Raw genomic sequence first — 23,486 nt, forward strand, 5'->3', positions numbered from 1 at the left:
GTCATTCAGCTCCTCCCGTTCCGTCGCCCTCGTCGAGCAGCGCGCGGCCGATGAGCCCGAGGCCCCGCGGCGACGGCAAGACGGCCTGGCCGCTGCGCACGAGGTGAAAGCGCTCCAGCCCCGGGATCAGGCAGTGAACGCAGGCGATGCCGCCCGCCGTGACACGGTTCTGCGCGAAGTAGATCCGGTGGCCGCGGGCCGCGACCGTCGCCTCCAGGCGGTCGAGGTAGCCGCCGAGGTCGCCCTGCCCGACCGGCTCGTCCGGCGGCTCGGCCACGGCCACGTCACGGACGTTGCCCTCCGCGAGGTGCGCGCCGATGTCGAGCTCCACGCAGCGCTGGTAGCGCGGCAACCCCGCGAACCGCCGCACGATCGCGCGGTGCTCCGCCGCCGTCGCCGCGTCGCACAGGTGCCATAGCTGCACGGTCTCGAGCACCGCCCGCTCGATCGCGTAAGGCCACGAGAGCGACGCCCCCGAGCCGGCGAGCGGGACGTCCTGCCCGCTCCCGGCGGCGAGCGCCATGCACGCCGGCAGGCCGAAGTCGTTGCGGATGTCGAGGAGCGTGATCGGGCGCCGGATCAGCGCCTCGCTGGCCGCGAGCAGCTCGCGCAGCCCGGCGGGCAGGCTCCGCCGCGCGATGATCCGGAGCGGCGCGCCCGCGGGCGCCACGAACGTCTCCAGCAGGAAGGTCGAGACAGCGTCGCGCTCCAGGAGCTCGCACACGCCGTGGATCAGCGCCTCCTCCTGCGTCAGGCCGATCGCCGTTCCATTGTTGGTCGCGTACTTGATCAGGAGCGCGTAGTCGAACGTGTCGCCCGCGAAGCGCGCGTCGATGTAATCGGGCATGGAGAGCACCAGCGGGTAGCGGAGCGCGTCGTCTCCGCGCCGCGTCGTGTAGGCGCGGCATGGCAGCCGCGCCCCGGGCTGCGTCCGCGCCAGTTGCTCGAAGACGGGCTCGGACGCGAGCCGCGGGCACGCCGAAAGCTCGGCGACCGCGACAGGCTCGCACGGCCCGGCGATGCGGCGCGGATCGGTGAAGTAGTGCTCGACCGCCTCGAACAGGGCGCTGGCGAGCGATTGCTCGCCTGTCCCCTTGCCGTTCCCGACGGCGACCTCGCGCCCCTCGTCATCGCGCAGGGAGCATTCGTACGTGCGCAGCCCGTCGCCATACCAGGTGACGCGCGGCCGGAGCCCGAGGCGGGAGATCTCCTGCTGCACCCTGTCTATCGCCTCGGCGGTCGTCGCGCTGCGTTCGAGCGTGTGATACGGCATGATTCAAGACCTCCTCCGAAGTGAGCGCCGCGACCTGACGGGCAGCCAGGGCGGCGGTGACCTTTGCCTCAGCGCTCCTCGTCCAGGATCAGCGCGTCCAGCGCGTGGAGGTGCTCCAGCGCGGCGCGCGCCGACGCGTCGCCGACCAGGCGCGCGAGGCTCGACCCGGCCGCGGCGCCCGCCCCGAGGGGGACGCTCACGCCCGCCCGGAGCGCCGGCAAGAGCTCCAGGAGCGCGGGTGTGTGCGGCACGCTGAGCGCGTGGCCGTTGGCGAACACCTTGACGTGCTGCCCCGCGGCCCGCCAGAGCAGCACGCAGCCCGGGTCGAGCCGCGCCGCCCCGGCGGCGAGCGTCGCGGCGCGCGGCGGCGGCACCTCGCGGAAGCCGACGGCGCTCACCCGCTTGCACCACCACTCCTCCAGCGCCGCGTCGACGTGCTCGCTGAGCACGATGCCGCGGAACAGCCGGAGCGCGTCGAGCTCGCGCTGCGGCGCGGGCGGGGCGTCCGCCCCGGCGAGGTCGAGAGGGTACGTGTGGAGGTCCTCGAACCCCGCCAGCGCGCGCTTCAGCGCCTTCCCGACGACCTCGCTGAGGAGCGACGACTCCGGCGCGCCGAAGAAGAGCCCGATGTTGAACACGGCCGTCGCCGGCGGCGGGTCGCCGGAGATCGCCGTGTGCCAGTAGGTCGACGGCCAGTACAGCACGTCCCCCGGCTCGCCGCTGAGGATCACCGCGTCGCGCAGCGCGTCCGTGGGGTCGTGCTCGACGATCGTCCGCCGCAGGCCCGAGCCGACGATCCGCACCCGCTTGTCGCTGAAGTGATGGCCGGGCCAGACGGCCATCGTCTTTCGCCCGTGCAGGACCATCATGAAGGTGCTCGCGCCGTCGGAGTGGACCCCGAGCGGCGTCGCGCGGTAGGCGCCGAGGAAGGTGTCGCAGTCCACCCCATCGGTGGGCACGCCCACGCGCTCGATCAGCCCGCGGACGAAGGCGCGCGCCCTCCGCCAGATGGCGGGGTGGTGCAGATGCAGGTTGTTCTGCGAGAACGCGAACTCCTTCATCCCCTCCGGACTGCCCATCACCCGCTCGAGATAGCCGGGCAGCGTCGCGTCGGACGCCAGCGGGAGGTACGCGTCGTACGAGCGCAGCAGCGTCCCATCCGCCCACATGCTGAACGTGCGCCGGCCGCCCGCGCGCCACTCGTCCGCGGCGGCGCGCATCGCCTCGAGGAGCTCGGGCGGCTCGATCAAGGGCCTCCCCTCCGGCATGCGCAGCACAGCAGGGCGGCGCTCCCAGGTGGTCTCGATGAAGCGGTCCCAGTCATCGAGGAGCGCCGGCGCGGCGCGCGTGACTTCCCTTGTTCCATTCATGACTTGCCTCCTCGACGGCGCCTCCCGGGTCGCTCGCCGCGCGTCACGCCGCCACGCCGACCCGCTGCAGGTGCTGCTCCACCCGGCGGAGCACGCGCGCGTTCGGCTGGTAAACGCCCGTGGGGATGGCCAGGCTCAGGTACGAGCTCCCCTCGCGCATCATCAGCCCGCGGCGGGTCAGCTCGTCCAGCGCGGCCTGCACGGTCCCCTCGTCGAGCCCGAGGTCGCGCGAGAGGCTCGCCGCGGTCCGGATCGCGTCGCACCCGAGGTAGACCAGGCGCCGCGCGCCGTCGAGCACCGTCACCGGCCGATGATCCGGCGCGTCGTCGCGCAGATCCCAGAGCAGCAGGGCCGAGCCCTTGTCGACGAAGAACAGATCGGCAGCGGGGTGGAGCGCCTGCCAGCGGATCCATTGCTCGGCGACGGGGCGGGTGTACCCGAGCGCCGTGTCCCAGTGCGCCTGATCGTAGATGAAGTAGTAGGAGAGGTCGAACACCGCCTCGGGGGGCAGCGCGTGATAGGTCAGCAGCGCCGCCGGGTAGGGCGCGACGTCGCGGAACCCCATCTGCTCGGCCTGATCGAAGTTGGGGCTGAACCGATCCAGGCGGATCGGCGGGACCGAGGCCGGCGGCTGCAGGTGGACCAGAAGGGGGATCAGCCTCGCCGTCTCGGCGTACCCCTCGGCCGTCTCGCCGGGGAAGCCCCACAGGATGTTCCACTGCACGTCGATGCCGAGCTCCTTCGACCACTTGAGCAGCTGGACGTTCTGGATCCCCGAGATGCCCTTGCGCATGAGCGCCAGGACCTCGGTGCTCAGGCTCTCGATGCCAGGCTGGATCGACGTGATCCCCACCCGCTTCATGAGCCGGAGCTGCTCCTTCTTGAGGTTCGCCTTCACCTCGTAGAAGAGCTCGAACTCCTGATCCAGCTCCGCGAGCCTGGGCAGCAGCGTCTTGAAGTACCGGGTGTCGAGGATGTTGTCGACCACCTGGACCGCCCGGTTCGGGTAGCGATCCGTGAGATAGAGGAGCTCGTCGAACGCGCGCTGATCCGACTTGCTGCGGTAGGTCATGACAGCGCCGTTGAGCCCGCAGAAGGTGCAGTGGTGCTTCTCGCCCCACCAGCAGCCGCGCGACGTCTCGAAGGGGATCCAGTGCACCTCCCCGGCGTCGACGCCGTACCGCTCGACCTGCTCGAAGAAGTCGTCGTAATCGCAGAACGGCAGCGAGTCCATCACGACCGGCGGCGCCGGCTGCGCCATGAGCTGGCGCGAGCGCCTCCGCCGGGCCTCCTGACACGACACGCTCTTGAGCAGGGGGATCGTCCCGTCGCGCAGGTACTGCTCGGCCAGGAGCGGAAACGCCGTGTCGCCCTCGCCGGACACCGCGACGTCGACGAACGGGAAGTGCCGGACCAGCGCCTGGCCCATCGATCCTTCGCAGTTCGCGCCGCCGAAGACGATCAGGGTCTCTGGCGCCGCCTCCTTGATGAGCCGGGCCAGGCTGAGCGACGCGACGTTCTGCTCGAACGTGGTCGTGAAGCCGACGATGCGGGGCCTCGTGGCCAGCACCTCGGCCGCGCACTCCTCGAGGAACTCCGGCGCCAGGCGCCGCGCCTCCAGGAGCATCTCGATGTGCTCGTCGGGGTAAGGCCGGTTCGTGTAGTGCCCCTCGCGGAACGCCGTCGTGCGCCCCTTGAGGATCTCGTCGATGTAACGCTGCGTCGCCTCGGCGTCGTCCCCGAAGAGCGCCGCGCTGAAGATCCAGTCCCCGATCTGGTCGTACGGCGGGTGATAGCGGGAGATCCTGATGTAGCGCTCGGTGCCCAGGCGACCGGCGAACTTCAGGTTGAAGTACAGCGTCCTCGACCTGATCTCCTTGCTCGCGAGCCCGGCCGAGAGGAGCCCGAGCCCGATCGACGGCATCGAGATGGGACCGAACGGCATGCTGATCAGCGCCGTGTCCGCGGGCGCGGGGGAGACGGCGGTCCGAGGTGTGGCGCTGCGCGTGAGTACGTCCATGGGAATGCCTCGCAGAGAGCTGACGTTGAGCGCGCCTGTGGTTCCAGGCGGCAGGACGCCATCCGGTCTGCTCGATGTGCGCGAGCCGGCGGCGAGCGACGAGAGAGCGGCGGAGGAGGCCGGCGCGCGCGTCGACCTCCTCCGCCGGATCACCCGGCTAGGCGTTCAGATCGAGCAGCTGCGCGATCTCCGCCTCCGAGCACGTGTTCAGGAACTGCTTGATGCGGTCGGACGTGGCGTCCGGCTGCGCCAGCTCCATATCCCCGGCCGCGTCGAGATCGATGCCCATGAGGGCGCCCTCCGCGCGGCGGAGCTCAGTCCTGCGAGAACCCATGTGTTCCTCCTGATAGGTTGTTGATGTGAATGCCCCGACCCGCGTGAGCGCTCACGCAGATCGCGCCTGATCCAGGGAGGTTCATGAAGACACCCCCCCGCTGGCGTCGACGGTCGGCCGTCGAGCGTCGGGCCGTCACAGCGTCTGTGACGAGCGACGCTCGATGACAGCAATAGCAAGCGACGCGCCATGGCGCCGGCTGCGCTCGACGGCGCGCGCTCAGGGCGTCACGGATCGATCAACGCAAGCTTTGCTCGGCCAGTTTGCGGCGCGAAAGCAAGTTCTGCTCGGGTCGGCAAGTACTGCTGAGGTGTGATCGGCCACCCCGATCCGTGAGACCCGCGGCCGGCAGCGCCTGCGCGGGGGCGGCTGCCACGCCGTGGTCGTACCCCCCCAGAAAGCCGAGCAAGCAAGCCGCGCGGAGCTCGGTCGTCGCCCTCGCGTCGCGCCGGCGGCGCCCACCGGCGGGCGGAGCCGCGGCCCCGCGCGTCGCCGCGTCACGCGCCGAGCGTGGATGGCTCGTAGCGCGTCACCCAGGTCTTGATTTGCAGCTCGCAGAAGATCAGGCGAGGCGCAATGAAGCCTGCCTGGGCCAGGAGCGCCAGGACCTCGGCGTCCGAGGCCGGCATCTTCAACGACGCCAGGGCCTTCCGTCGTTGCTCCGCCGCCTCGGGCGGCATCCCCTCCGCGACGGCCCGCCGGTCCTCGACGGCCCTCAGCAGCGGATCGTCTCCGGTCCTACAGCCGATCACGAAGGGCGCCCCCGGCTTCAGGCGCCCGGCGATCTCCCGCAAGAGCTCGAGGCGCGCCTCATCGCCCGGGACGTGGTGCAGGACGCCGATCATCTGGGCGCCGTCGAACAAGGGCCCGCGCGCGAGATCGCGCAGCTGGCAGGCGTGCAGGCTCGTCCGCTCGAGGAGGCCTTCCGCCGCGAGCCTCTCCCTCGCGACGGCGAGCATCTCCGCCGAGGGGTCGACGCCCGTGAAACGAACGCCGGCCCCCGCGTAGCGCGCGAACGGCGTCACCTCGCTCCCGGTCCCGACGCCGACGATCAGCAGCGACGCGGCCTCCTCGTCGGGGAGCGCAGCGACCATCACCTCGGCGATGACCTGCTGCATGACGCCATAACCCGGCCAGAAGCGGCGCACCTGGTCGTCGTAGCCCAATGCTCGCTCGCGCCCGAAGTTCGTTGTGTGTTTCCCGTGCTCGTCCGTCTTCATCACGCCTTCTCCTTGGCGGACGGTCGCCCGGGCCGCCTTCAGCAGAGGCGTATCACCCTCCGTGCAGCCTCGGCAGGGCGGGGGTTTCGATCCGGTTGGCGGGGCTTTCTGTGGGGACCCCCGCGGCCTCGAGCACTCCCCGTGCCCCCCGCTCCCTCCATCCCCCGCCGGCGCCCGGGGCGGCGTCCGGCACGACCCCGCCCCAGATCGGCGTTGCTCGCCGTTTCCTTTTCGTGGTGAGCTGAGGCCATGGTCGCTTCGAAGCTTGTCGCGGTCCTCTCCCCGTGTGCCCTCGCGCTGGCCGTCGCCGTCACGACGGGCTGCACCCCGTCCGACGAGGCGGTGGCGCAGGCGGCGGACTGCTCCACGGCCGGGCAGAACGAGTTTCTGTTCGAGCTGATGAAGGATGTCTATCTCTGGTACGACGGCGTACCCGACGTGGACTACCGGAGCTACCCCTCGCCCGAGGCGCTGCTCGAGGACCTCGTCGACAAGACCCGTGACCGCTGGAGCTACGTCACGCTCAAGAGCGACTACGAGGCGTACTTCCGTGAAGGACAGACCCTGGGGCTCGGCTTCCGGTGGAGCTTCGACCAGGAGGGCATCCTCCGGTTCGCCCTGGTCCACCCCGCCTCGCCCGCGGGCGCCGCGGGCCTGCGCCGGGGCGACAGGGTGCTGGCCGTCAACGACATCGACGTCGAGGAGATCACCCGCGACGACCGCTGGGCCGAGGTGACGGGCCCCGACGAGGAAGGACACGAGATCTCGCTGACGGTCGAGCGCCCGGGCGAGGAGGTCGCCACGGTCGCCGTCCGGAAGGCCTGGTATGCCGTCTCCACGGTGCTGAACCCGCGCGTCCTCCAGGTCGGCTCGTCGACGGTCGGTTACCTCATGCTCACCACCTTCATCGAGCCCTCGGCGGGAGAGCTCGATCGCGCGTTCGCGACGTTCCGCGAGAGCCAGGTGAACGAGCTGGTCCTCGACCTGCGCTACAACGGCGGGGGGCGCCTCGCCGTCGAGCGGCACCTCGCGAGCCTGATCCACCGGCCGGCGACGGCCGGCGCGCTGCTCGACATCACCGCGCACAACGACAGGCACGGCGACTGGGACAAGCGCGCCTCGTTCGAGGAGCTCGACGAGCCGGCGCTGCCCCTGTCCCGGGTGGTCGTCATCACCTCCAGCAGCACGGCCTCCGCCAGCGAGACGCTGATCAACAGCCTCCGTCCGTACATCGACGTCAAGCTCGTCGGCTCGACAACGCACGGCAAGCCCGTCGGCATGCACGGCTGGGACTACTGCGACAAGCTCCTCAACCCGATCTCGTTCCGGGTGCTCAACGCCAAGGAAGAGGGCGATTACTTCGATGGCTTCGCCCCGGACTGCCCCGCCGACGACACGCTCGACGCGGAGCTCGGCGACCCGGACGAGACGGGCCTCGCGGAGGCGCTGCACCTCCTGGAGCGCGGGGAGTGCTCGAGCCCAGCGCAGCCGGTCGGGGCGGGCGAGCGGCGCCCGGCGCCGCCGCGCGAGATCCGCTGGGACGGCCTCCGGCGCGAGATCGGCGCCCTCTGAGGCGATCGTGGGCTCGCCGCGGGCCCCGGAGGGCCGCCCGGTCCTGCGTTGCCCGGCGGGCCGGCGCGGCGCCGGGTGAAGAAAGACCGCAGCGACCGGCTTGACACCATGAGCAGCTTGGCAGACATTCCTCCGCCATAGCGGACATATGGCCGCGGCCAGGAGGGACTGTCATGAGCCTGCAACTCGGAAGCATCGCGCCCGATTTCGAGCAAGAGTCCACGCACGGGACCATCCGGTTCCACGAGTGGGCCGGGAATTCGTGGGTGATCCTGTTCTCGCACCCGAAGGATTTCACCCCGGTCTGCACGACCGAGCTCGGCGCGGTCGCGAACCTCAAGGCGGAGTTCGACAAGCGCGGCGTCAAGCCGATCGCCCTCAGCGTCGACGACGTCGACTCGCACAAGCGCTGGACCGTGGATATCGAGGAGACGCAGCGCACGAAGCTGAACTACCCGATCCTCGCCGACGTCGACCGGAAGGTGTCGAGCCTGTACGGGATGATCCACCCGCAGGCGAACGACACGCTCACGGTCCGCTCGGTGTTCGTCATCGACCCGAACAAGAAGGTCCGCGCGACGTTCACGTACCCGGCGAGCACGGGGCGCAACTTCGACGAGCTCCTGCGCCTCATCGACTCGCTCCAGCTCACGGACAGCCACTCCGTGGCGACGCCGGCCAACTGGAAGGACGGCGACGACGTCGTGATCGTCCCTTCGCTCCAGGACCCCGCGGTCCTCGCGCAGAAGTTCCCGAAGGGCTACAACGCCGTCCGCCCGTACCTGCGCCTCACCCCCCAGCCGAACCGCTGAGGGGCGGCCGCGCCGCCCGCGCGCTGCTCATGGCGTGAGACACACCCGCGCGAGACGCATGACCCGGCTGCTCGTCCTGCTCGCCCTGTCGCTCCCGGCGTGCTCCCGCGCGCCGGCGCGCGAGGCACCCGGGACGACCGCCGGCGCGCCGCAGCCGGCGGCGCGGGACGCGCATGTCGCGCGGGACGCGGTCACGCGGTGGAGGCTCGTGCACCACGAGACCTTCGACGCGCCGTTCCGGGAGCCCGCGGCGTGGACCGAGGACTCCTATGGTGACGGGAGCCCCTATCACGTCGATTCCTTCGATGAAGACGGCGCGTTCTTCCTCGCGCGCGGCGGTGAGGTGTTCCGCGAGGGGCTGAGGAAGTTCCGCTCGTTCCGGAAGTCCTTCACGTACGGCGAAGGGGGCTGGCTCACGGTCGAGCTGTACGGCCGCGACAGCGACAGCGACGGTGTCCCCGAGACGGGCGGCCGCTTCGACGCGGTGGGCGGCCGGGCGCGGCTCGTCTCGACCCGCCATTACGACGGCGCGATCCTCCGCTCGACCGCGCCCTTGCCGGCGCGGTACCGCGTCGAGGTGACCGTCTCGAACATCGCCTTCGGCGGCATGAACGAGGGGAGCTGGACGCACGGGGGCAAGGTCAACGGCTATGACGGCGACGAGGCGGCCGACCCCTGGCGGTTCAGCGACAGGAGCACGACGCCGCTGTCCGCGACCTTCGGTAACGGTGTTTACTTTCTCTGCATCACCGATTACGCGCGCCCGGCGCCGCACAACAACGTCTTCATCCATCATCACCGGAAGGTCGTGATGGACACCGACAACAACTTCGGCGAGGGCGGCCCCTGGTCGTCGGTCTGGAGCCCGTTGACAGGGCGCGCCGAGCAGGACGGCTCGCGCTACGTGAGCATGCTGTGGCTCCGCGGCGACGCGTTCGGGAGCCCCTGGAACGGCAACGGCTTCACGTCGTACACGCCCGGCGGGTGGAAGGACGGCCCGGTCTTCGCGGACAAGTACCTCGACAGGGAGGCGTACGTGTTCACCGTCGAGCGCGACGGCGAGGGCTACGCGATGTCCGCGGCGGGCAGGTTCCATCACGGCGGCGTCACGACGTACGCGGCCCGGAGGGGCTTCCGCGAGCCGCCGGTGACGTGGCATTACAACCAGCGCCCCGAGGAGTACGAGCCTCCCGTCCACAACGAGACGGTCGACCACGGCGAGACGTTCGAGACCTGGCCGGCGGGGTCGGCCTATCCGGACCACTTCTTCTTCGGCGATCCGCACATCAACTACTACGAGGGCACCGCCGAGTTCGACGACGTGAAGCTGTACCTGCCGGACGACGGATAGCCCTCGCCGCTCCGGCGCATCGCCGGCGCGCCCGACGCCGCTACTGGTTCGAGCCGATCAGGTCGAGGAAGTCGTTGTAGGCGTCGATCTTGTCCGCTCGAACCACGTCGAGGCCGGTGTTGACCCGACTGTCGTCGACCATCTGCGGGGCGAGGATCTCCCTGGTTGCGTCGAGGCCGATGCTCTTGATGCCGTAGAGGATGTAGGGCACGAGGTAACCCTGGTAGTACTGCCGCTGGATGTGCGTGGCCTTGATGCGCCCCTCGCGCATGTAGTCGACGGTCTTCGGATCGAAGTCGAAGGCGACGATGGGGATGTCGTGCTCGCCCGTGGCCTCCGCGGCCATGGCGCACCGGTACGAGATGTTGAACAGGCCGAGCATCCCCACGACGGGCGGGTCCGCGGTCTCGATCTGGGTCTTCATCCAGTCGACGTCCTCGGTCTCGCCCCCCTCCTCCCAGCTGGCCTCGCGCACCAGGACCTCGTGACCGGCGGCCTCGAACACGTCCGCAGCGCCCTGCGTCCGCTCGACGCCGTTGACCCAGCCCGTGTCCTCGTAGCCGTGGATGACCACCGTACCCGGCCCCGGGGGGAGCATCGCGAGCAAGGTCTTCGCGGCCGTGGCGCCGGCAGCCCTGTCGAGCGTCCCGACGTGGAGCGAGCGCTTCGTGGCCGGCACGTCGGTGTCGAGCGTCACCACGTCGACGCCCTTCGCGACCGCCTCGTCGACGGCGGTGGTCTGGTCGTTGCCAAACGGAGCGATGCCGATCCCCTCCGCGCCGTCCGCCACCACCTGCTCGAGCTGTAGATTCTGGAACTCGACCTTTTCCTCGTCATCGCCCTTCGGCGCGATGGGCCCGAGCACGCTCCCCGTGACGTCGAGCTCGCCCATGGCCCGGTTCGCGGCCCTGAAGACGGTCGACCAGAAGCCGCTGGCCTCCTTCAGCAGGACCGCCATCTGCATCGGCCGGGTCGCGTTCTTGTTGATCTCGGCGACGAGGTTGTCGACCGTCTCCTCGATCTCCACGGGCGTGAACTCGCTCGCGAGGGTCGGCGCTCGCTGGATGGGCGCGGATCGCTCACCCTCGCCGGGGGCATCGCTCGATCCGCATGCCGCCGTCATCAGCGTGAGCCCGAGCGCCGTGATCCCCCATCGTCCGATCGTCAGCATGAGACCCCTCCTCGTCCGTGCGCCCGACGTGAACGTCACCGGGGAAGACTCTGCTCCTCGAAGGGCAAGAGGCTCCCGAGGACGATCGCATCGTCGGGGTGACCGGCGCTGCAGGTGAGCACGATACCTAGAGCAGGTACGCGAGTCCCACAGCTGGTCCAGCTTCCACGCAGCACACGCGTCGTCCACGATAAACGGACCACACGCCGGTTCGAGCTGTCAAGAGGGATATGGAATGGTGAACAAGGGCTGGAATGGCGGGTTCACTCGGGCGTTGTCCCGCAGCGAGGTCCGCCGGGTCAGTCGGCGAGCACCTCGCGCGGGCGGCGGGCGATCAGCGCGTGCCCCTCGAGGACCTCGCGGACGATGCCGTTCGCGCCGGCGTACCTGGCGAGGGTCTGGCGGACCTCGACGGCCAGGTCCTCCTCGCGTGACCCCGGCCGGCCGTGCCAGGTGGCCGCGAACGACAGGGCGCGGTCGACGAACCGCTCCACGGGGGTCTCTCGCGGCTCGAGCACGGAGACGCGCTCGAGGTGGCCGAAGGCGGAGTCGAGCAGCACGGCCTCGTTCTTCACGGCCTGGCGGATCTGCGGCCGCGCCGGGTCCTCGGTCGAGTACTTGTCGATGAGCGCCTGGAAGTCCTTGTGCCACGCGTTCGCGGGGACCTCGGGGTAGCTCTCCCCGAACAGCGCCACCGCGCCGCCGCGCTCGAGCAGCGTGTCGAGCGACCTGAGGGTCTCGACGCGGTCCATCCAGTGGAAGGCGCGGCCGATGGTCACGAGCTTGAAGCGGCCGAGGTGCGGGCCGAGCTCGTACGAGCTGCCCTGAACGAAGCGGATCGAGGCGCCCGCCCGCGCGGCGTTCTCGCGCGCCGCGGCGAGCATCTCGGGGGACGGATCCACCGCGGTCACCGACCCGGCGTGCGGCGCGAAGTCGATCGCGAGGAACCCCGGGCCGGTCCCGAGATCGAGCACGCTGGCGTCCTGGTTGACCCCGACCAGCTCGGCCACGCGGCGGCCGAGGAGCCTGGGATAGGAAGGGCGGCCGGTCGTGTAGAACCGCGAGGCGGTCTTGAATCGTTCCGGGTAGAAGAGCTTGCGTTCTGACATGGCGGTGACACCTCTCCTGGCCTCAGGCCAGCGTCGCGCGATACAGCGCTCGCCGCTGATCGCCGTAGTCGTGGATGGCGCGGTGCTGCACGAGCCGGTTGTCCCAGACCGCGAGCGAGCCGGGCTTCCAGCTGAACCGCGCGTGCAGCACCGGATCGGCGAGCACGCCGAAGAGCAGGCGGAGCAGGCTCTCGCTGGTCGTGCGGCTGACGCCCTTGATATAGGTCGTGTGCAGCTCGGTGACGAAGACGTATTTCTGGCCTGTCTCGGGGTGTGTCTTGATCACCGGCACGTCGATCGGCGGATACTTCGCGCGCAACTCGTCGAGGCGCTCGTCCCGCCCTGGCGCCCGCGCGTGCCCGCTCGCGTCCACGAAGTTCACGGCGGTGAGCGTCTCCAGGTAGGCGGCGAGCAGCGGGTCGAGCGAGGCATACGCGCCCGTGGCGCTGGTCCACACCGTGTCGCCGCCGAGCGGCGGCAGCTCGACCGCGTAGAGGGCCGTGGCCTTCGGCGGGTCCGGGCGCCAGGTCACGTCGGCGTGCCACGCCTCGTTGGCGAGGATCCGCTTGCCGGCGCCGGACTCGATGATCTCGACGCCCGAGTGCTCGTGCACGGACGGGATGTAGGGGTTGTGCCGCAGCGGCTCGCCGAAGACGCGCGCGACGTCGAGGAAGCGGCCCGGCGTCAGGTGCTGGTCCCGGAAGAACAGGACGCCGTGCTCCCGCAGCGCCTGGCGCAGGCGCGCGGCGGTCGCCACGTCGACCTCGCGGCCGAGGTCGAGGCCGGTCACGGTGGCGCCCAGGATGGGCGTGTGACGGCGCACCTCGAAGGCGTGGACGGTCGGGGGGCGCTCTGCGGTGAGGACGAGGGACATCGGTGGCCTCCGGGTGGATGAGACAGGCCTCGGCGCCGCGAGCCCGCGCCGCCGGCGCCGCCCCGCTGCGAGGTCCGGGGTGAGGAGCGAGCGCCGGCGGCGCGGGTGCGCAGCGTCGACCGACGCGAGCATGGGACGTACCAGGCGCGAAAGCGGCGCGCGGCAGGCGCCGCCGGGCGGCGGCGGGCGGGGCGCTGCTGCGCCGGGAGCAGCCGCTCAGCAACGCCGCTGCCCGGGGCGCACGGCGGACGCCGGGCGGTCTTCTCGCCCGAGCTCCGCGCGCGCGCGCCCGGCGCGGCGGTTCGTCGTCAGGAGCGTCGACGCGCCGGAGGTCGTCGCGAGGTCCGGCGAGGGCATCGCCCGTTCGCGCCGGGGCCGGGCGGCGCCACGACGGCTCAGCCGGCGTCGCCGAGGGGCGCCGCGAGGACGCCGCGCACGATCGCGGCCACCTCGTCCGGTCGCGACAGGAACGGAGAGTGGCTCGCGTCGAGGCGCAGGACCTTCCGCGCGCGCTGCGACATCGCCTCCTGCGCGAACACCGGGATCGCGTTGTCGCGCTGGCAGATCACGTACGTCGACGGCAGCTCCTGCCAGGCCGCGGCGCTCAGCGGCTGCGTGAACGCCGCCCTGGCCTGGGGCACCAGCGCCGCCTCGGCGGCGGCCGCCACCTCCTCGGCGCAGTCGTTGTAGAAGACGCTGCGCGGATCGGCGGGCGTCACCGTCGCGCCGTCGGCCGAGGTGATCCACCACGGCGGGGGCTGTCCGCCGATCGCCGAGAGCAGCGAGTCCCCCGGGCCGAGCATGAACGCGCACAGGTAGACGATGTGGGCGACCTTGCCCGTCCGGGCCGCCACCTCGGTCACCGGCAGCCCGCCGTAGGAGTGCGCGACAACGATCGCCTCGCCGGGCACCTCGGCGAGCGCCGCGCGGACCGCGGCCGCGTCCGCGGCGAGATCCCCGCGCTGGCCCGCCTCCGCCCCGGCGCTCGGCAGCTCCGGCACGCGCACGTCGATCCCGCTGCCGAGCAGCCTGCACGCGACCTGGGACCAGCACGCCGGCCGGTGCCAGGCGCCGTGGACGAGTACGACCGAGGGGATTGCGCTCATGAGCTCCTCGCCTTCGCGGCGCGCGCGCGATCTGCGGCGCGCGATGGGACGACCGCGACGCTAATCGACCCCCTCGATCGGCACCAGCGCGCGCTTCGCCGGCACACCGGGCCCGCCCCCGCGCACCTCGGACCGCGGCGCGCGCATCGAAACGCGCGGGAACGACGTCGCGATCCCGGCGGGCCCTGGACGGCGGCCCGACGCCGGGGTAGATCAAATATCGGAACGTAATTCCGGATAATGGAACGCTCGGGAACGGTCGACAAGGCGGTGCGCGCCCTCGAGGCGCTGCGGGAGAGCGGCGGCAGCGCGTCGCTGGCGGAGCTCGCGGCGCGCCTCGGCATGCCGAAGGCGACCCTGCACCGGCTGCTCGCGTCGCTCGCGGCGCACGCGCTGGTCGAGCAGGACGGCGAGGGGCGCTACCGGCTCGGCGTCGGCCTCATCCGCCTCGGGCTCGGGGCGCAGGGGCTCGACCCCGTCGCGCGCGTGGCCAGGCCGGAGCTGGAGCGGGCGGCGCGCGCGTTCGGCGAGACGTTCTTCCTCGTCGCGGCGCGCGCGGGGCGGCTCGTCGTGCTCGACAAGGCGGAGGGCACCGGGCTCCTGCGCGCGGCGCCCACGGTCGGGGCCGAGGTCCCTGTCGACGTGACGGCGAGCGGCCGGCTCTACCTCGCGCACGCGCCCGAGCTCGTGGGCGCCCCGGCCGCGGACCCCGCCGCGCAGCGCGCCGCGCGGCGCGGCTACGACGTGAACGAGGGGGAGTGGATCGACGGGCTCACGGTCATCGCGGCCCCGGTGCTCGCGCGCGGCAGCCTGCACGGCTGCATCGCCTGCGCCGCCGCGGCCCAGAGCCTGCGCGGCGATCGGCACGACGCCGCGGTGCGCCACACGCGCGAGGTCGCGGAGCGCGTCGCGCGCGCGCTCCAGGGTGAAGGCAGGAGGTGAACGGCATGAAGACATGGATCGATGGGCGGGTCGTCGACGTGGCAGAGGCGACCGTGAACGTGACCGACCACGGGCTGCTCTACGGCGACGGCGTGTTCGAGGGCATGCGCGTCGCGGCGGGCCGGGTCTTCCGGATCGACCGCCACCTCGCGCGGCTCGCGGTCGGCGCGAAGGCGCTCGGCGTCGCGCTGCCGCGCTCGACCGACGAGCTCCGCGCGATCGTCGAGGAGACGGCGCGCGCGCACGGCGAGCGCGAGGCCTACGTCCGCCTCGTGGTGACGCGCGGCGTCGGCCCGCTCGGCGTCGACCCCACGACCTGCGAGCGGCCCGGGCTGTTCTGCATCGTGGGGTCGATCCGCCTCTTCAGCGAGGAGCAGCGGCGGCGCGGCCTCGATCTCATCACGTCGAGCCACCGGCGTCCGGACGCGGACGCGCTCGACATGCGGGTCAAGAGCCTGAACTACCTCGGCTCCGCGCTCGCGAAGCTCGAGGCCAGGCAGCGCGGCGCCGACGACGCGCTCCTGCTGAACACGCGCGGCCACGTCGCCGAGGCCTCGGTGGCCAACGTGTTCGCGCTCCGCGGCGACGTGCTCGCGACGCCGCCGCCCACCGACGGGTGCCTCGAGGGCATCAACCGCGCGGCCGTGATGGACATCGCGCGCAGCATCGGGCTCACCGTCGTCGAGCGCTCGCTCGGGCGGCTCGACTTCTTCGCCGCCGACGAGGCGTTCCTGACGGGCACCGGCGCCGGCGTGATCGCGATGCGGAGCCTCGACGGGCGCACGATCGGCGGCGGGGAGCGCGGCCCCGTCACCGCCCGCCTGACCGCGCTGCACCGGCGTCTCGCCGAGAGCGAGGGCGTCGAGATCATCGCGCCGGCCGGCGGTCAGGGCTAGAGCGACAAACGGGTCGAGAACGCGAAGAAAGAGCGAGAATTTAACGCAAAGGCGCAAAGGCGCAAAGGCGCAAGAGAGAAGATCTATTCTTTGCATCTTTGCGTCTTTGCGCCTTTGCGCCTTTGCGTTGATCTCCGGGCTTCCAGGCTGATCGGGGTGCCAGGGGGAGGGGCCGCGGAGCCGGCGAGGCGATACGGACCGGTTCACCATCTCGCCGTCCCGCGGGCGCCGTCGAGCGACGCGGCGCCGCGGGGCAGGTCAGGAGTCGCGGGCGATCTCCGCGAAGATCCCGCGCAGCCACATGTGCGCCGGGTCCTTCGCCTGCCGCTCGTGCCACACCTGGTCCAGGGAGAACCCGCCGAGCTCCACGGGCGGCTTCATGACGCGCAGCGCCTCCATGTCCGCGAACACGCGCGCGATGCGCGCCGGCACGGTGAGCACGAGGTCGGTCTGCGCGACGATGTGGGCCGCCACGAGGAAGTGCGGGATCTGCAGCGCCACGCGGCGCGAGAGCCCCTGCTGGGCCAGGACCTCGTCCACCCGGCCGCCGCCGTCGCCGCGCGGGCTGATGAGCGCGTGCGGCAGGCTCGCGTACATCTTGAGCGTGAGCTTGCTGCGCACAACGGGGTGGTCCCTCCGCACGACGCACATGTAGTGCTCCTCGATGAGCCTCTGCCGGTAAAACCCCGCGGGCACGGTCGGGAGCAGGCCGATCGCCAGATCGACCTTGCCGGTCTCCATGGAGCTCCACATGTCGTTGTCGTAGGGCCGCGCGATCAGGTCGACGAAGGGCGCGTCGGCGAAGAGCTTGTGCACGAGGCGCGGCAGCAGGATGAGCTCGACGTAATCCACGGTGGCGACGGAGAACGAGCGGCGCGCCGTCGCGGGATCGAAGCGCGGGCTGCGCGCGACCGTCGTCTCGATCTTGGCGAGGGCCTCGCGGATGGGGCCGGCGAGCTCCTGGGCGCGCGGGGTCGGGATCATCCCCCTCGGCGTGCGCACCAGGACGGGGTCGTCGATCAGGGCGCGGAGGCGCCCGAGCGCGTGGCTCATCGCCGACTGGCTCAGCCCGACGCGGGCCGCCGCGCGCGTGACGCTCCCCTCCGCCAGCAGGGCGTCGAACACGACGAGCAGGTTCAGGTCGATCGAGGCAAGATGCACGGGATGCATGTGGCCCATGCTACTAATGAGTTGGAGGCGCGCCATGGGACGCCCTAGAGGATCCTCACTGAGCCGGCAGGATGGACCGCCTGGGGAGGCGAGGGATGCCGCCGGTCGCCGCGCCAATGTCTCGCTTCGATCGTCAGAGCACGCCCGCGGAGCCTCGCTTCCGGCTCCTCCTGGCGGCCGCGCCGCCCGCGATCGCACCAGGGTGTGGCGCGTGCAGGCGGTGCATGTCGTCACGTGGTCGTCTCGATGTAAAGAACCATGCAGCAGTCGGAAATGTGCTGTGAGCCCGGTGAAGATTGATGCTCCTGGTCTGGTCCGCTAAGTAGTCCGCCTCCTGAGATCGCCCTGAAAGCCAGCCCCCGCGCGGCCCGCTTCAGGGCGGAGCGGCCACAGAGCCCCAGCTCACACGAGCTCGCACAGGCTCGCACGGGCGCGGAGCGTGGGCCTTCGGCGCGCCTGGAAGGCCGCCTGGATGCCGGATGGCCTGAACTCGCCATCTCGCCGCCAGGGGGCCATTGCAGAGGTCGGTTCGAGCTGGTTCGCCCCCCGACGGGCCCGTTTCCACCGCGTTTCGCCGGGCGATGCCCGCGGAGCGCGCGCGCCGCGTCCATGAGCGGCGCGCTTCGGCAACTGTACAGAACAACGGTCACAGGAATGAGAGCGCCATGCCAAGTCGCACATTGAGTTCGTTGATCCTCGCTCCGCTCACCGCTGTCGCCCTCCTCGCGTCCTGCGCGCCGTCGCCGGAGGGCGAGCACCACAACGCCGCGTCGAGCGCGCTCACCGTCCGGGATCGGCTCAAGGCGTGCGAACAGGACCCCAGGGTGATCGCCGGGCTCGTCACGAGGGAAATTTGCGCAGGCGCTGATATCTTCTTTCGCGAGACGTTCGAGGGCAACGGCCGGACCTGCGGGTCCTGCCATCCTGTCGAAAACAACTTCACGCTTGACGTCCCGTTCATCGACGCGCTCCTCGACAGCAACCCTCTCGACCCGCTCTTCATCTTCGAGCAGGAACCGGAGCTGACCGATCTCGAGGCGTTCGAGCTGAAGACGAACGCCCTTGTCCGCGAGAACGTCGACGGCTTCGAGGACCTCGATCGCAAGTACGTGATGCGCGGGGTCCAGCACACGCTGTCGCTGGCGACCACCATCGCGCCGGACCCGGCGAACGGGACGGCGGACGCGCCGCGGCAGCGCACGGGCTGGTCGGGCGACGGCGCCCCGGGCGACGGCTCGCTGCGCCAGTTCCTCACCGGCGGGATCACGCAGCACCTCCCGAAGGATCTCGGGCGCGAGCCCGGGGTCGCGTTCCGGCTCCCGACCGAGCAGGAGCTCGACCTCGTGCTGGCCTACCAGATGAGCCTCGGCCGGACGAACGAGCTCGACCTGACGAAGGTCAACCTGAAGGACCCCGAGGCGGACGAGGGGCGGCTCGCGTTCCTCGACCCGAACCGCGGCCGCTGCAACGTGTGCCACAGCAACGCCGGCGCGAACCACATGGACTCGGGGCGCAACCGCAACCTGGACACGGGGACCCGGACGGCCCCGGGGACCAACGACCCCTTCGGGGTGTTCGACGGCGGGTTCGGCGGCAAGGGGAAGGCCGAGCCCGACTTCGACGTCCTCGACCTCAAGTTCCTGAACGGGTACGGCGACGGCACGTTCAACGTCCCGCCCATCATCGAGGCCGTGGACACGCCGCCGTTCTTCCACTCGAACGCGTTCGGGCCCGACATCGAGGGCGCTGTCCATTACTACACCCTGAGCTTCTTCAGGAACTCGCCGGCCGGCAAGGAGCTGGAGGCGCGGTTCGGCAGCCCGATCGCGTTCCCCGATTCCGACATCATCAAGATCGGGCGCTTCCTCCGCGTCCTGAACGCCGCGTTCAACCTCGACCTCGCGAGGCAGCGCCTGGACGCCGCCCAGGTGCTCGCCCTCCGGTTCCGCGACACGCAGGCCGACGTCCAGCGGCGCCTGATGGAGCTGGCCGAGGTCGAGATCGACGACGCGGTGAAGGTCATGTCCATCCCCACCGCGCCGCTGCACCCGGTCGCGCTCGATCGCCTCCAGCTGGCGAAGGCCGAGATCGCGGCGGGCGTCGAGGCGACGCGCTGGTCGCTGCGCCTGGCCCGCCTCTCGGCGGCGATCGCGCGCGTCCAGAACGCGCGCGACCAGTTCGGCGCGAACATCACGTACCGGCTCGGCAGGGGTAACCTGATGTACTAGCGGGGAGCGCTGTCGCGCTGGGCGCGCCGGCGCTGACGCGGAGCGCGCGCGTCACGGCCGCTGGCCAACGCCGCGCGAACCGGTAGGTTACGGCCCCCCGGCGTGGCCGGACTGCCAGGTTCCTCGCTTCGATGTTGTCCGGTTCACGTCTCGGCCTCGGCTCCCCCTCGGCCCCCACGACCGCGCGCCCCCGCGCCGGGCGCTCGCTCCTCGCGCGGCTGCTCGAGCTGGCGTGGGCGTACCGCGGGCGCGTCGCCCGCGTCCTCGGCTACCAGATCGTCCTGCTCTCGCTGGGGCTCGCGGGGCTCGGCCTGACGGGGCTCGCCATCGACATCCTCCGCCACCGGCTCGATCCGTCGGTCCGCGCGCCCGCGCTGCCGCTCGGCCTCGGCCGGCTGGTCGACGTCGAGCGGGAGCCGATGCTCGCGGTCGGCTCGATCGGCGGCGCCATCCTCGCCATGGCCGCGGCGCGCGCGGTGCTCAACTACGGGTACGCGCTCTCCGTGGGCCACCTCGTCCACATGGAGATCGTCCCGGATCTCCGGGCGAGGGTGTACGACAAGCTCCAGCGGCTGAGCTTCCGGTTCTTCGACGCGAACAAGAGCGGCTCGCTGATCAACCGCGTCACCAGCGACGTGCAGCTCGTGCGCTCGTTCGTCGACGGCGTGCTGCTCCAGAGCGTCATCATGGTCCTGTCGCTCGGCGTGTACGTCGCGTACATGCTGCGCGCGCACGCCCTCCTGACGATCGCGTGCCTCGCGCCGACGCCGCTCATCTGGATCGCGAGCACGCTGTTCGCCCGGTGGGCGCGGCCCGCCTACCTGCGCAACCGGGAGCTCGTGGACCGGATGGTGCTGAGCTTCACCGAGGGGCTGCAGGGGATCCAGGTCATCAAGGGGCTCGGGCGGGAGCGCGAGGCCCACCGCCGCTTCGACGAGCGCAACCGCGAGGTGCGCGAGCAGCAGCAGGACACGTTCCGGAAGGTCAGCGTGCTCAGCCCGACCATCGAGCTGCTCGGGCAGGTGAACCAGGTCGTCCTGCTCGGCATGGGCGGGCTGCTCGTGGCGCGCGACCGGATGACGCTCGGGCAGCTCGTTGTGTTCGCCGGCATCCTGCAGCAGTTCGCCGGGCAGATCGCGAGCATGGCCACGATCGTCAACACGGCGCAGCAGAGCTTCATCGGCGCGCGGCGCGTGTTCGAGGTGCTCGACACCCCGGTGGAGATCACGAGCCCCGAGGCGCCCGCGCGGCCCGCCGAGGTGGCGGGGCGCCTCGTGTTCGACCGCGTCACGTTCGGCTACGACGCGGCGAGGCCCGTCCTGCACGACATCCAGCTCGACATCGCGCCCGGGCAGTTCGTCGCCGTGGTCGGCCCCACCGGCGCCGGCAAGAGCACCCTGCTCAGCCTGATCCCGCGCTTCTACGATCCGACCGCCGGGCGCGTCGTGCTCGACGGCGTCGACCTCCGGCGCCACGACCTCGACTTCATCCGCCGGCGGATGGGGGTCGTCTTCCAGGACAACTTCCTCTTCAGCAACACGGTGGCGGCGAACATCGCGTTCGGCGCGCCGCACGCGACGCGGGAGCAGATCGAGCGCGCCGCGGTGATCGCGTGCGCGCACGAGTTCATCCGGGAGCTGCCCGAGGGCTACGACACCGAGCTCGGCGAGTCGGCGGTCAACCTCTCGGGCGGGCAGCGGCAGCGGCTCGCCATCGCCCGCGCCGTGCTGCTCGACCCGCCGCTGCTCCTGCTCGACGACCCGACCGCCGCGGTGGACGCGAGCACCGAGCGCGAGATCCTCGACGCCATCCTCAGCGCCACCCGGGGGCGGACGACGATCATGGCCACGCACCGGGCCCACCTGCTCCGCCGCGCGCACCAGGTGATCGTGCTCGACCGGGGCCGCATCGCCGAGCGGGGGACCCACGAGGAGCTCCTCGGCCGGCGCGGCCACTACGCGAGCGCGCTCGCGCTGCACGACGCCCACGTCGGCGCGGCGCGCGCCGAGGCCGCCCCCGCGAGCCGGCCGGGCGGCCGCCCGGCGCGGCCGGCCCCGGCGGAGGACCCGGCGTGAGCCGCGCGGGCGAGACGCGTGAGGTGCGCCAGACGCGCCATACGTCCGATGCGCCGCGCCGCGCGGTGGACGCGCCGGGGGACGCGCGCCCCGCCCCCGAGGCGCCGGCCATCGACGTGCGGCTCGGACTCGCGCGCGCCGCGCTCGACGACGAGCGGGAGCCCGACCACCGGCGGCTCGACCTCGGGCTCGTGCGGCGCCTGTTCGGCTTCACCCGCCCGTACGCGAGGAAGCGTAATCTACTCTTTCTGCTGGTCGTCGTGCGGTCGGTCCAGCTCCCGCTCCTGACGTGGGCGGTCGGCGCGATCATCAGCGGCCCGGTCGCCCGCCGCGACGCGCGCGCGACGCTGCTCTCCGTCCTCGGCTTCGCGCTGTTCGCCCTGGTCACCGCGCTCGTCTTCCACTTCCGGGCGCGATTCGCCCTCGAGCTCGGGGAAGCGGTGGTGTTCGACCTGCGCGACAGGCTGGAGCGGCACCTGCTGCGCATGCCCATGAGCTTCTTCGTGAAGACGAAGGTGGGGCGCCTCATCGGCCGGATGACGTCCGATATCGACGCGATCCGGGTGGCCGTGCAGGACGTGGTGTTCGTGAGCACCGTGCAGCTCGGCACGATGGCTGTCGCCATGGGGCTGATGGCGTACTTCCATTTCACCCTCTTCCTCGTGGTCCTGGCGATGGTCCCCGTCTTCTGGGGGCTGATCGTCTATTTCCACAAGCGCCTCGGCGCCGCGCACCAGCGCGCGCAGGAGAGCTTCAGCCGCGTCACGGCCACGCTCGCCGAGTCGGTCACCGGGGTCCGCGTGACGCAGGGGTTCGTGCGGCAGGACATCAACGGAGGGCTCTTCCGCGCGCTGATCTTCGACCATTCCCGCTACAACATGGATGCGGCGCGCCACTCGGCGGTCTTCCTGCCGCTGCTCGAGTTCAACGGGCAGCTCTTCCTGGCGGTCCTCGTCGTGGTCGGCGGCTATCAGGCGCTGGGCGGCGCGATCGAGCTGAGCGTGCTCGTGCAGTTCTTCTTCCTGACGAACCTCCTGTTCAACCCGATCCCCGTGCTCGGCAATCAGTACAACCAGGCGCTCACGGCCATGGCGGGCGCGGAGCGGCTGTTTCGCGTGCTCGACACGGAGCCCGACTGGCCCGACGAGCGCGGCTATCCGGCGCTGCCCCCGGCGCGCGGGCGGGTGGTCTTCGAGGGGGTGCACTTCGCGTACGAGCCGGGCAAGCCGGTGCTCCACGGGGTGGATCTCGTCGCCGAGCCGGGCCAGATGATCGCGCTCGTCGGGCACACGGGCAGCGGCAAGACGTCGATCCTGAACCTGCTCGCGAAGCTCTACCGGCCGACGGCGGGGGTCATCACGATCGACGGGCACGATCTCGCGGGGACGTCGTCCGCGTCGCTGCGCGCGCAGCTCGGGCTGGTGCTGCAGAGCAACTTCCTGTTCAGCGGGACGGTGCTCGACAACGTGCGCCTGGGGAACCCGGCGGCGACGGACGCGGAGATCCGCGACGCGGCGCGGAGCCTGGATGTGCTCGACGTGCTCGAGGCGCTCCCGGACGGCCTGCGCACCGAGGTCGGCGAGCGAGGGACGGGGCTGTCGCTGGGGCAGCGGCAGATCGTATGCTTCCTGCGCGCCGTGGTCGCCCGGCCGCGGATCGTGCTGCTCGACGAGGCGACGAGCTCGGTGGACGCGCTCACCGAGGCCCGGCTGCAGGCGGCGCTCGGCAGGCTCCTGGAGGGGCGCACGAGCTTCGTGGTGGCCCACCGGCTGAGCACGATCCGGCACGCGGATCGGGTCGTCGTGCTCGACCACGGGCGGGTCGTCGAGCAGGGGACGCACGCGGAGCTGCTCGCGCGCGGGGGGGTGTTCGCGGCGCTCCATCGGGAGCTCGCGGGGGACGGGGAGAGCCTCGCGGAGGCTTGATGGAGCGGCCCCCGCCGGGGGCCTGCGCTCGATCGCGA

18 protein-coding genes are annotated in these 23,486 nt (G+C 71.5%); 8 read left to right on the forward strand and 10 right to left on the reverse strand.

Translation table 11 applies throughout. The annotated features are described in order from the left end of the window. Nucleotide 1: 1 nt before the first annotated feature. The 5 genes from WME76_RS01065 to WME76_RS01085 form a co-directional block, all read right to left on the reverse strand. On the reverse strand, nt 2–1,273 hold the full coding sequence (locus WME76_RS01065; protein WP_437958366.1) for a YcaO-like family protein: 1,272 nt from the start codon (nt 1,271–1,273) through the stop codon (nt 2–4). 68 nt (nt 1,274–1,341) lie between these two features. Further along, on the reverse strand, nt 1,342–2,643 hold the full coding sequence (locus tag WME76_RS01070; RefSeq protein ID WP_437958367.1) for a JmjC domain-containing protein: 1,302 nt from the start codon (nt 2,641–2,643) through the stop codon (nt 1,342–1,344). Between the two features lie 43 nt (nt 2,644–2,686). Continuing rightward, nucleotides 2,687–4,663: a RiPP maturation radical SAM C-methyltransferase gene (locus WME76_RS01075; protein ID WP_437958368.1), complete on the reverse strand. Its 1,977-nt coding sequence runs from the start codon at nt 4,661–4,663 to the stop codon at nt 2,687–2,689. A gap of 157 nt (nt 4,664–4,820) precedes the next feature. After that, nucleotides 4,821–4,997 (reverse strand): hypothetical protein, encoded by a 177-nt coding sequence (locus WME76_RS01080; RefSeq protein WP_437288329.1) that lies wholly within the window; start codon nt 4,995–4,997, stop codon nt 4,821–4,823. Between the two features lie 497 nt (nt 4,998–5,494). Next, nucleotides 5,495–6,217: an SAM-dependent methyltransferase gene (locus tag WME76_RS01085; RefSeq protein WP_437958369.1), complete on the reverse strand. Its 723-nt coding sequence runs from the start codon at nt 6,215–6,217 to the stop codon at nt 5,495–5,497. Between the two features lie 249 nt (nt 6,218–6,466). On the opposite strand from WME76_RS01085, the gene WME76_RS01090 reads away from it, so the two are divergent. The 3 genes from WME76_RS01090 to WME76_RS01100 all read left to right on the forward strand — a co-directional run bounded on the left by WME76_RS01090 (nt 6,467) and on the right by WME76_RS01100 (nt 9,952). Continuing rightward, the gene (locus WME76_RS01090) at nt 6,467–7,789 is read left to right on the forward strand and encodes a S41 family peptidase (protein ID WP_437958370.1); all 1,323 of its coding nucleotides are present in this window, start codon (nt 6,467–6,469) and stop codon (nt 7,787–7,789) included. A gap of 173 nt (nt 7,790–7,962) precedes the next feature. Beyond that, on the forward strand, nt 7,963–8,601 hold the full coding sequence (locus tag WME76_RS01095) for a peroxiredoxin (protein WP_433932745.1): 639 nt from the start codon (nt 7,963–7,965) through the stop codon (nt 8,599–8,601). 58 nt (nt 8,602–8,659) lie between these two features. Then, a complete protein-coding gene (locus tag WME76_RS01100) occupies nt 8,660–9,952 on the forward strand; it encodes a hypothetical protein (protein ID WP_437958371.1) in 1,293 nt (430 codons plus the stop codon). Between the two features lie 40 nt (nt 9,953–9,992). Here WME76_RS01100 and WME76_RS01105 read toward each other — a convergent pair whose 3' ends face one another. From WME76_RS01105 to WME76_RS01120, 4 genes are all read right to left on the reverse strand, one after another. Beyond that, nucleotides 9,993–11,123, reverse strand: coding sequence for a substrate-binding domain-containing protein (locus WME76_RS01105; protein WP_437958372.1), 1,131 nt, complete (start codon nt 11,121–11,123; stop codon nt 9,993–9,995). A gap of 299 nt (nt 11,124–11,422) precedes the next feature. Further along, nucleotides 11,423–12,232, reverse strand: coding sequence for a class I SAM-dependent methyltransferase (locus WME76_RS01110; RefSeq protein ID WP_437958373.1), 810 nt, complete (start codon nt 12,230–12,232; stop codon nt 11,423–11,425). A gap of 22 nt (nt 12,233–12,254) precedes the next feature. Next, a complete protein-coding gene (locus WME76_RS01115) occupies nt 12,255–13,106 on the reverse strand; it encodes a TauD/TfdA dioxygenase family protein (protein WP_437958374.1) in 852 nt (283 codons plus the stop codon). A gap of 395 nt (nt 13,107–13,501) precedes the next feature. Continuing rightward, a complete protein-coding gene (locus WME76_RS01120; RefSeq protein WP_437958375.1) occupies nt 13,502–14,212 on the reverse strand; it encodes an alpha/beta hydrolase in 711 nt (236 codons plus the stop codon). A gap of 240 nt (nt 14,213–14,452) precedes the next feature. Here WME76_RS01120 and WME76_RS01125 point away from each other — a divergent pair, with 240 nt between their 5' ends. Both WME76_RS01125 and ilvE read left to right on the forward strand, forming a co-directional pair. Then, nucleotides 14,453–15,154: an IclR family transcriptional regulator gene (locus WME76_RS01125; RefSeq protein WP_437958376.1), complete on the forward strand. Its 702-nt coding sequence runs from the start codon at nt 14,453–14,455 to the stop codon at nt 15,152–15,154. A gap of 5 nt (nt 15,155–15,159) precedes the next feature. Next, on the forward strand, nt 15,160–16,050 hold the full coding sequence (gene ilvE, locus WME76_RS01130) for a branched-chain-amino-acid transaminase (RefSeq protein WP_437958377.1): 891 nt from the start codon (nt 15,160–15,162) through the stop codon (nt 16,048–16,050). Between the two features lie 258 nt (nt 16,051–16,308). Here the strand turns inward: ilvE and WME76_RS01135 are convergent, their stop codons facing one another. Further along, nucleotides 16,309–17,220, reverse strand: a complete 912-nt coding sequence (locus tag WME76_RS01135; RefSeq protein ID WP_437958378.1) for a LysR family transcriptional regulator — start codon at nt 17,218–17,220, stop codon at nt 16,309–16,311. Between the two features lie 665 nt (nt 17,221–17,885). Between WME76_RS01135 and WME76_RS01140 the strand changes: the two genes are divergently transcribed. The 3 genes from WME76_RS01140 to WME76_RS01150 all read left to right on the forward strand — a co-directional run bounded on the left by WME76_RS01140 (nt 17,886) and on the right by WME76_RS01150 (nt 23,448). After that, nucleotides 17,886–19,448, forward strand: a complete 1,563-nt coding sequence (locus tag WME76_RS01140) for a hypothetical protein (RefSeq protein WP_437958379.1) — start codon at nt 17,886–17,888, stop codon at nt 19,446–19,448. A gap of 131 nt (nt 19,449–19,579) precedes the next feature. Further along, complete coding sequence (locus WME76_RS01145) at nt 19,580–21,523, forward strand: ABC transporter ATP-binding protein (protein WP_437958380.1); 1,944 nt, start codon at nt 19,580–19,582, stop codon at nt 21,521–21,523. Then, complete coding sequence (locus WME76_RS01150) at nt 21,520–23,448, forward strand: ABC transporter ATP-binding protein (RefSeq protein ID WP_437958381.1); 1,929 nt, start codon at nt 21,520–21,522, stop codon at nt 23,446–23,448. The genes WME76_RS01145 and WME76_RS01150 overlap by 4 nt, the downstream gene beginning before the upstream one ends. Nucleotides 23,449–23,486: the final 38 nt, after the last annotated feature.

This window comes from Sorangium sp. So ce119, assembly GCF_051524405.1.
GTDB classification, from domain to species: domain Bacteria; phylum Myxococcota_A; class Polyangia; order Polyangiales; family Polyangiaceae; genus Sorangium; species Sorangium cellulosum_G.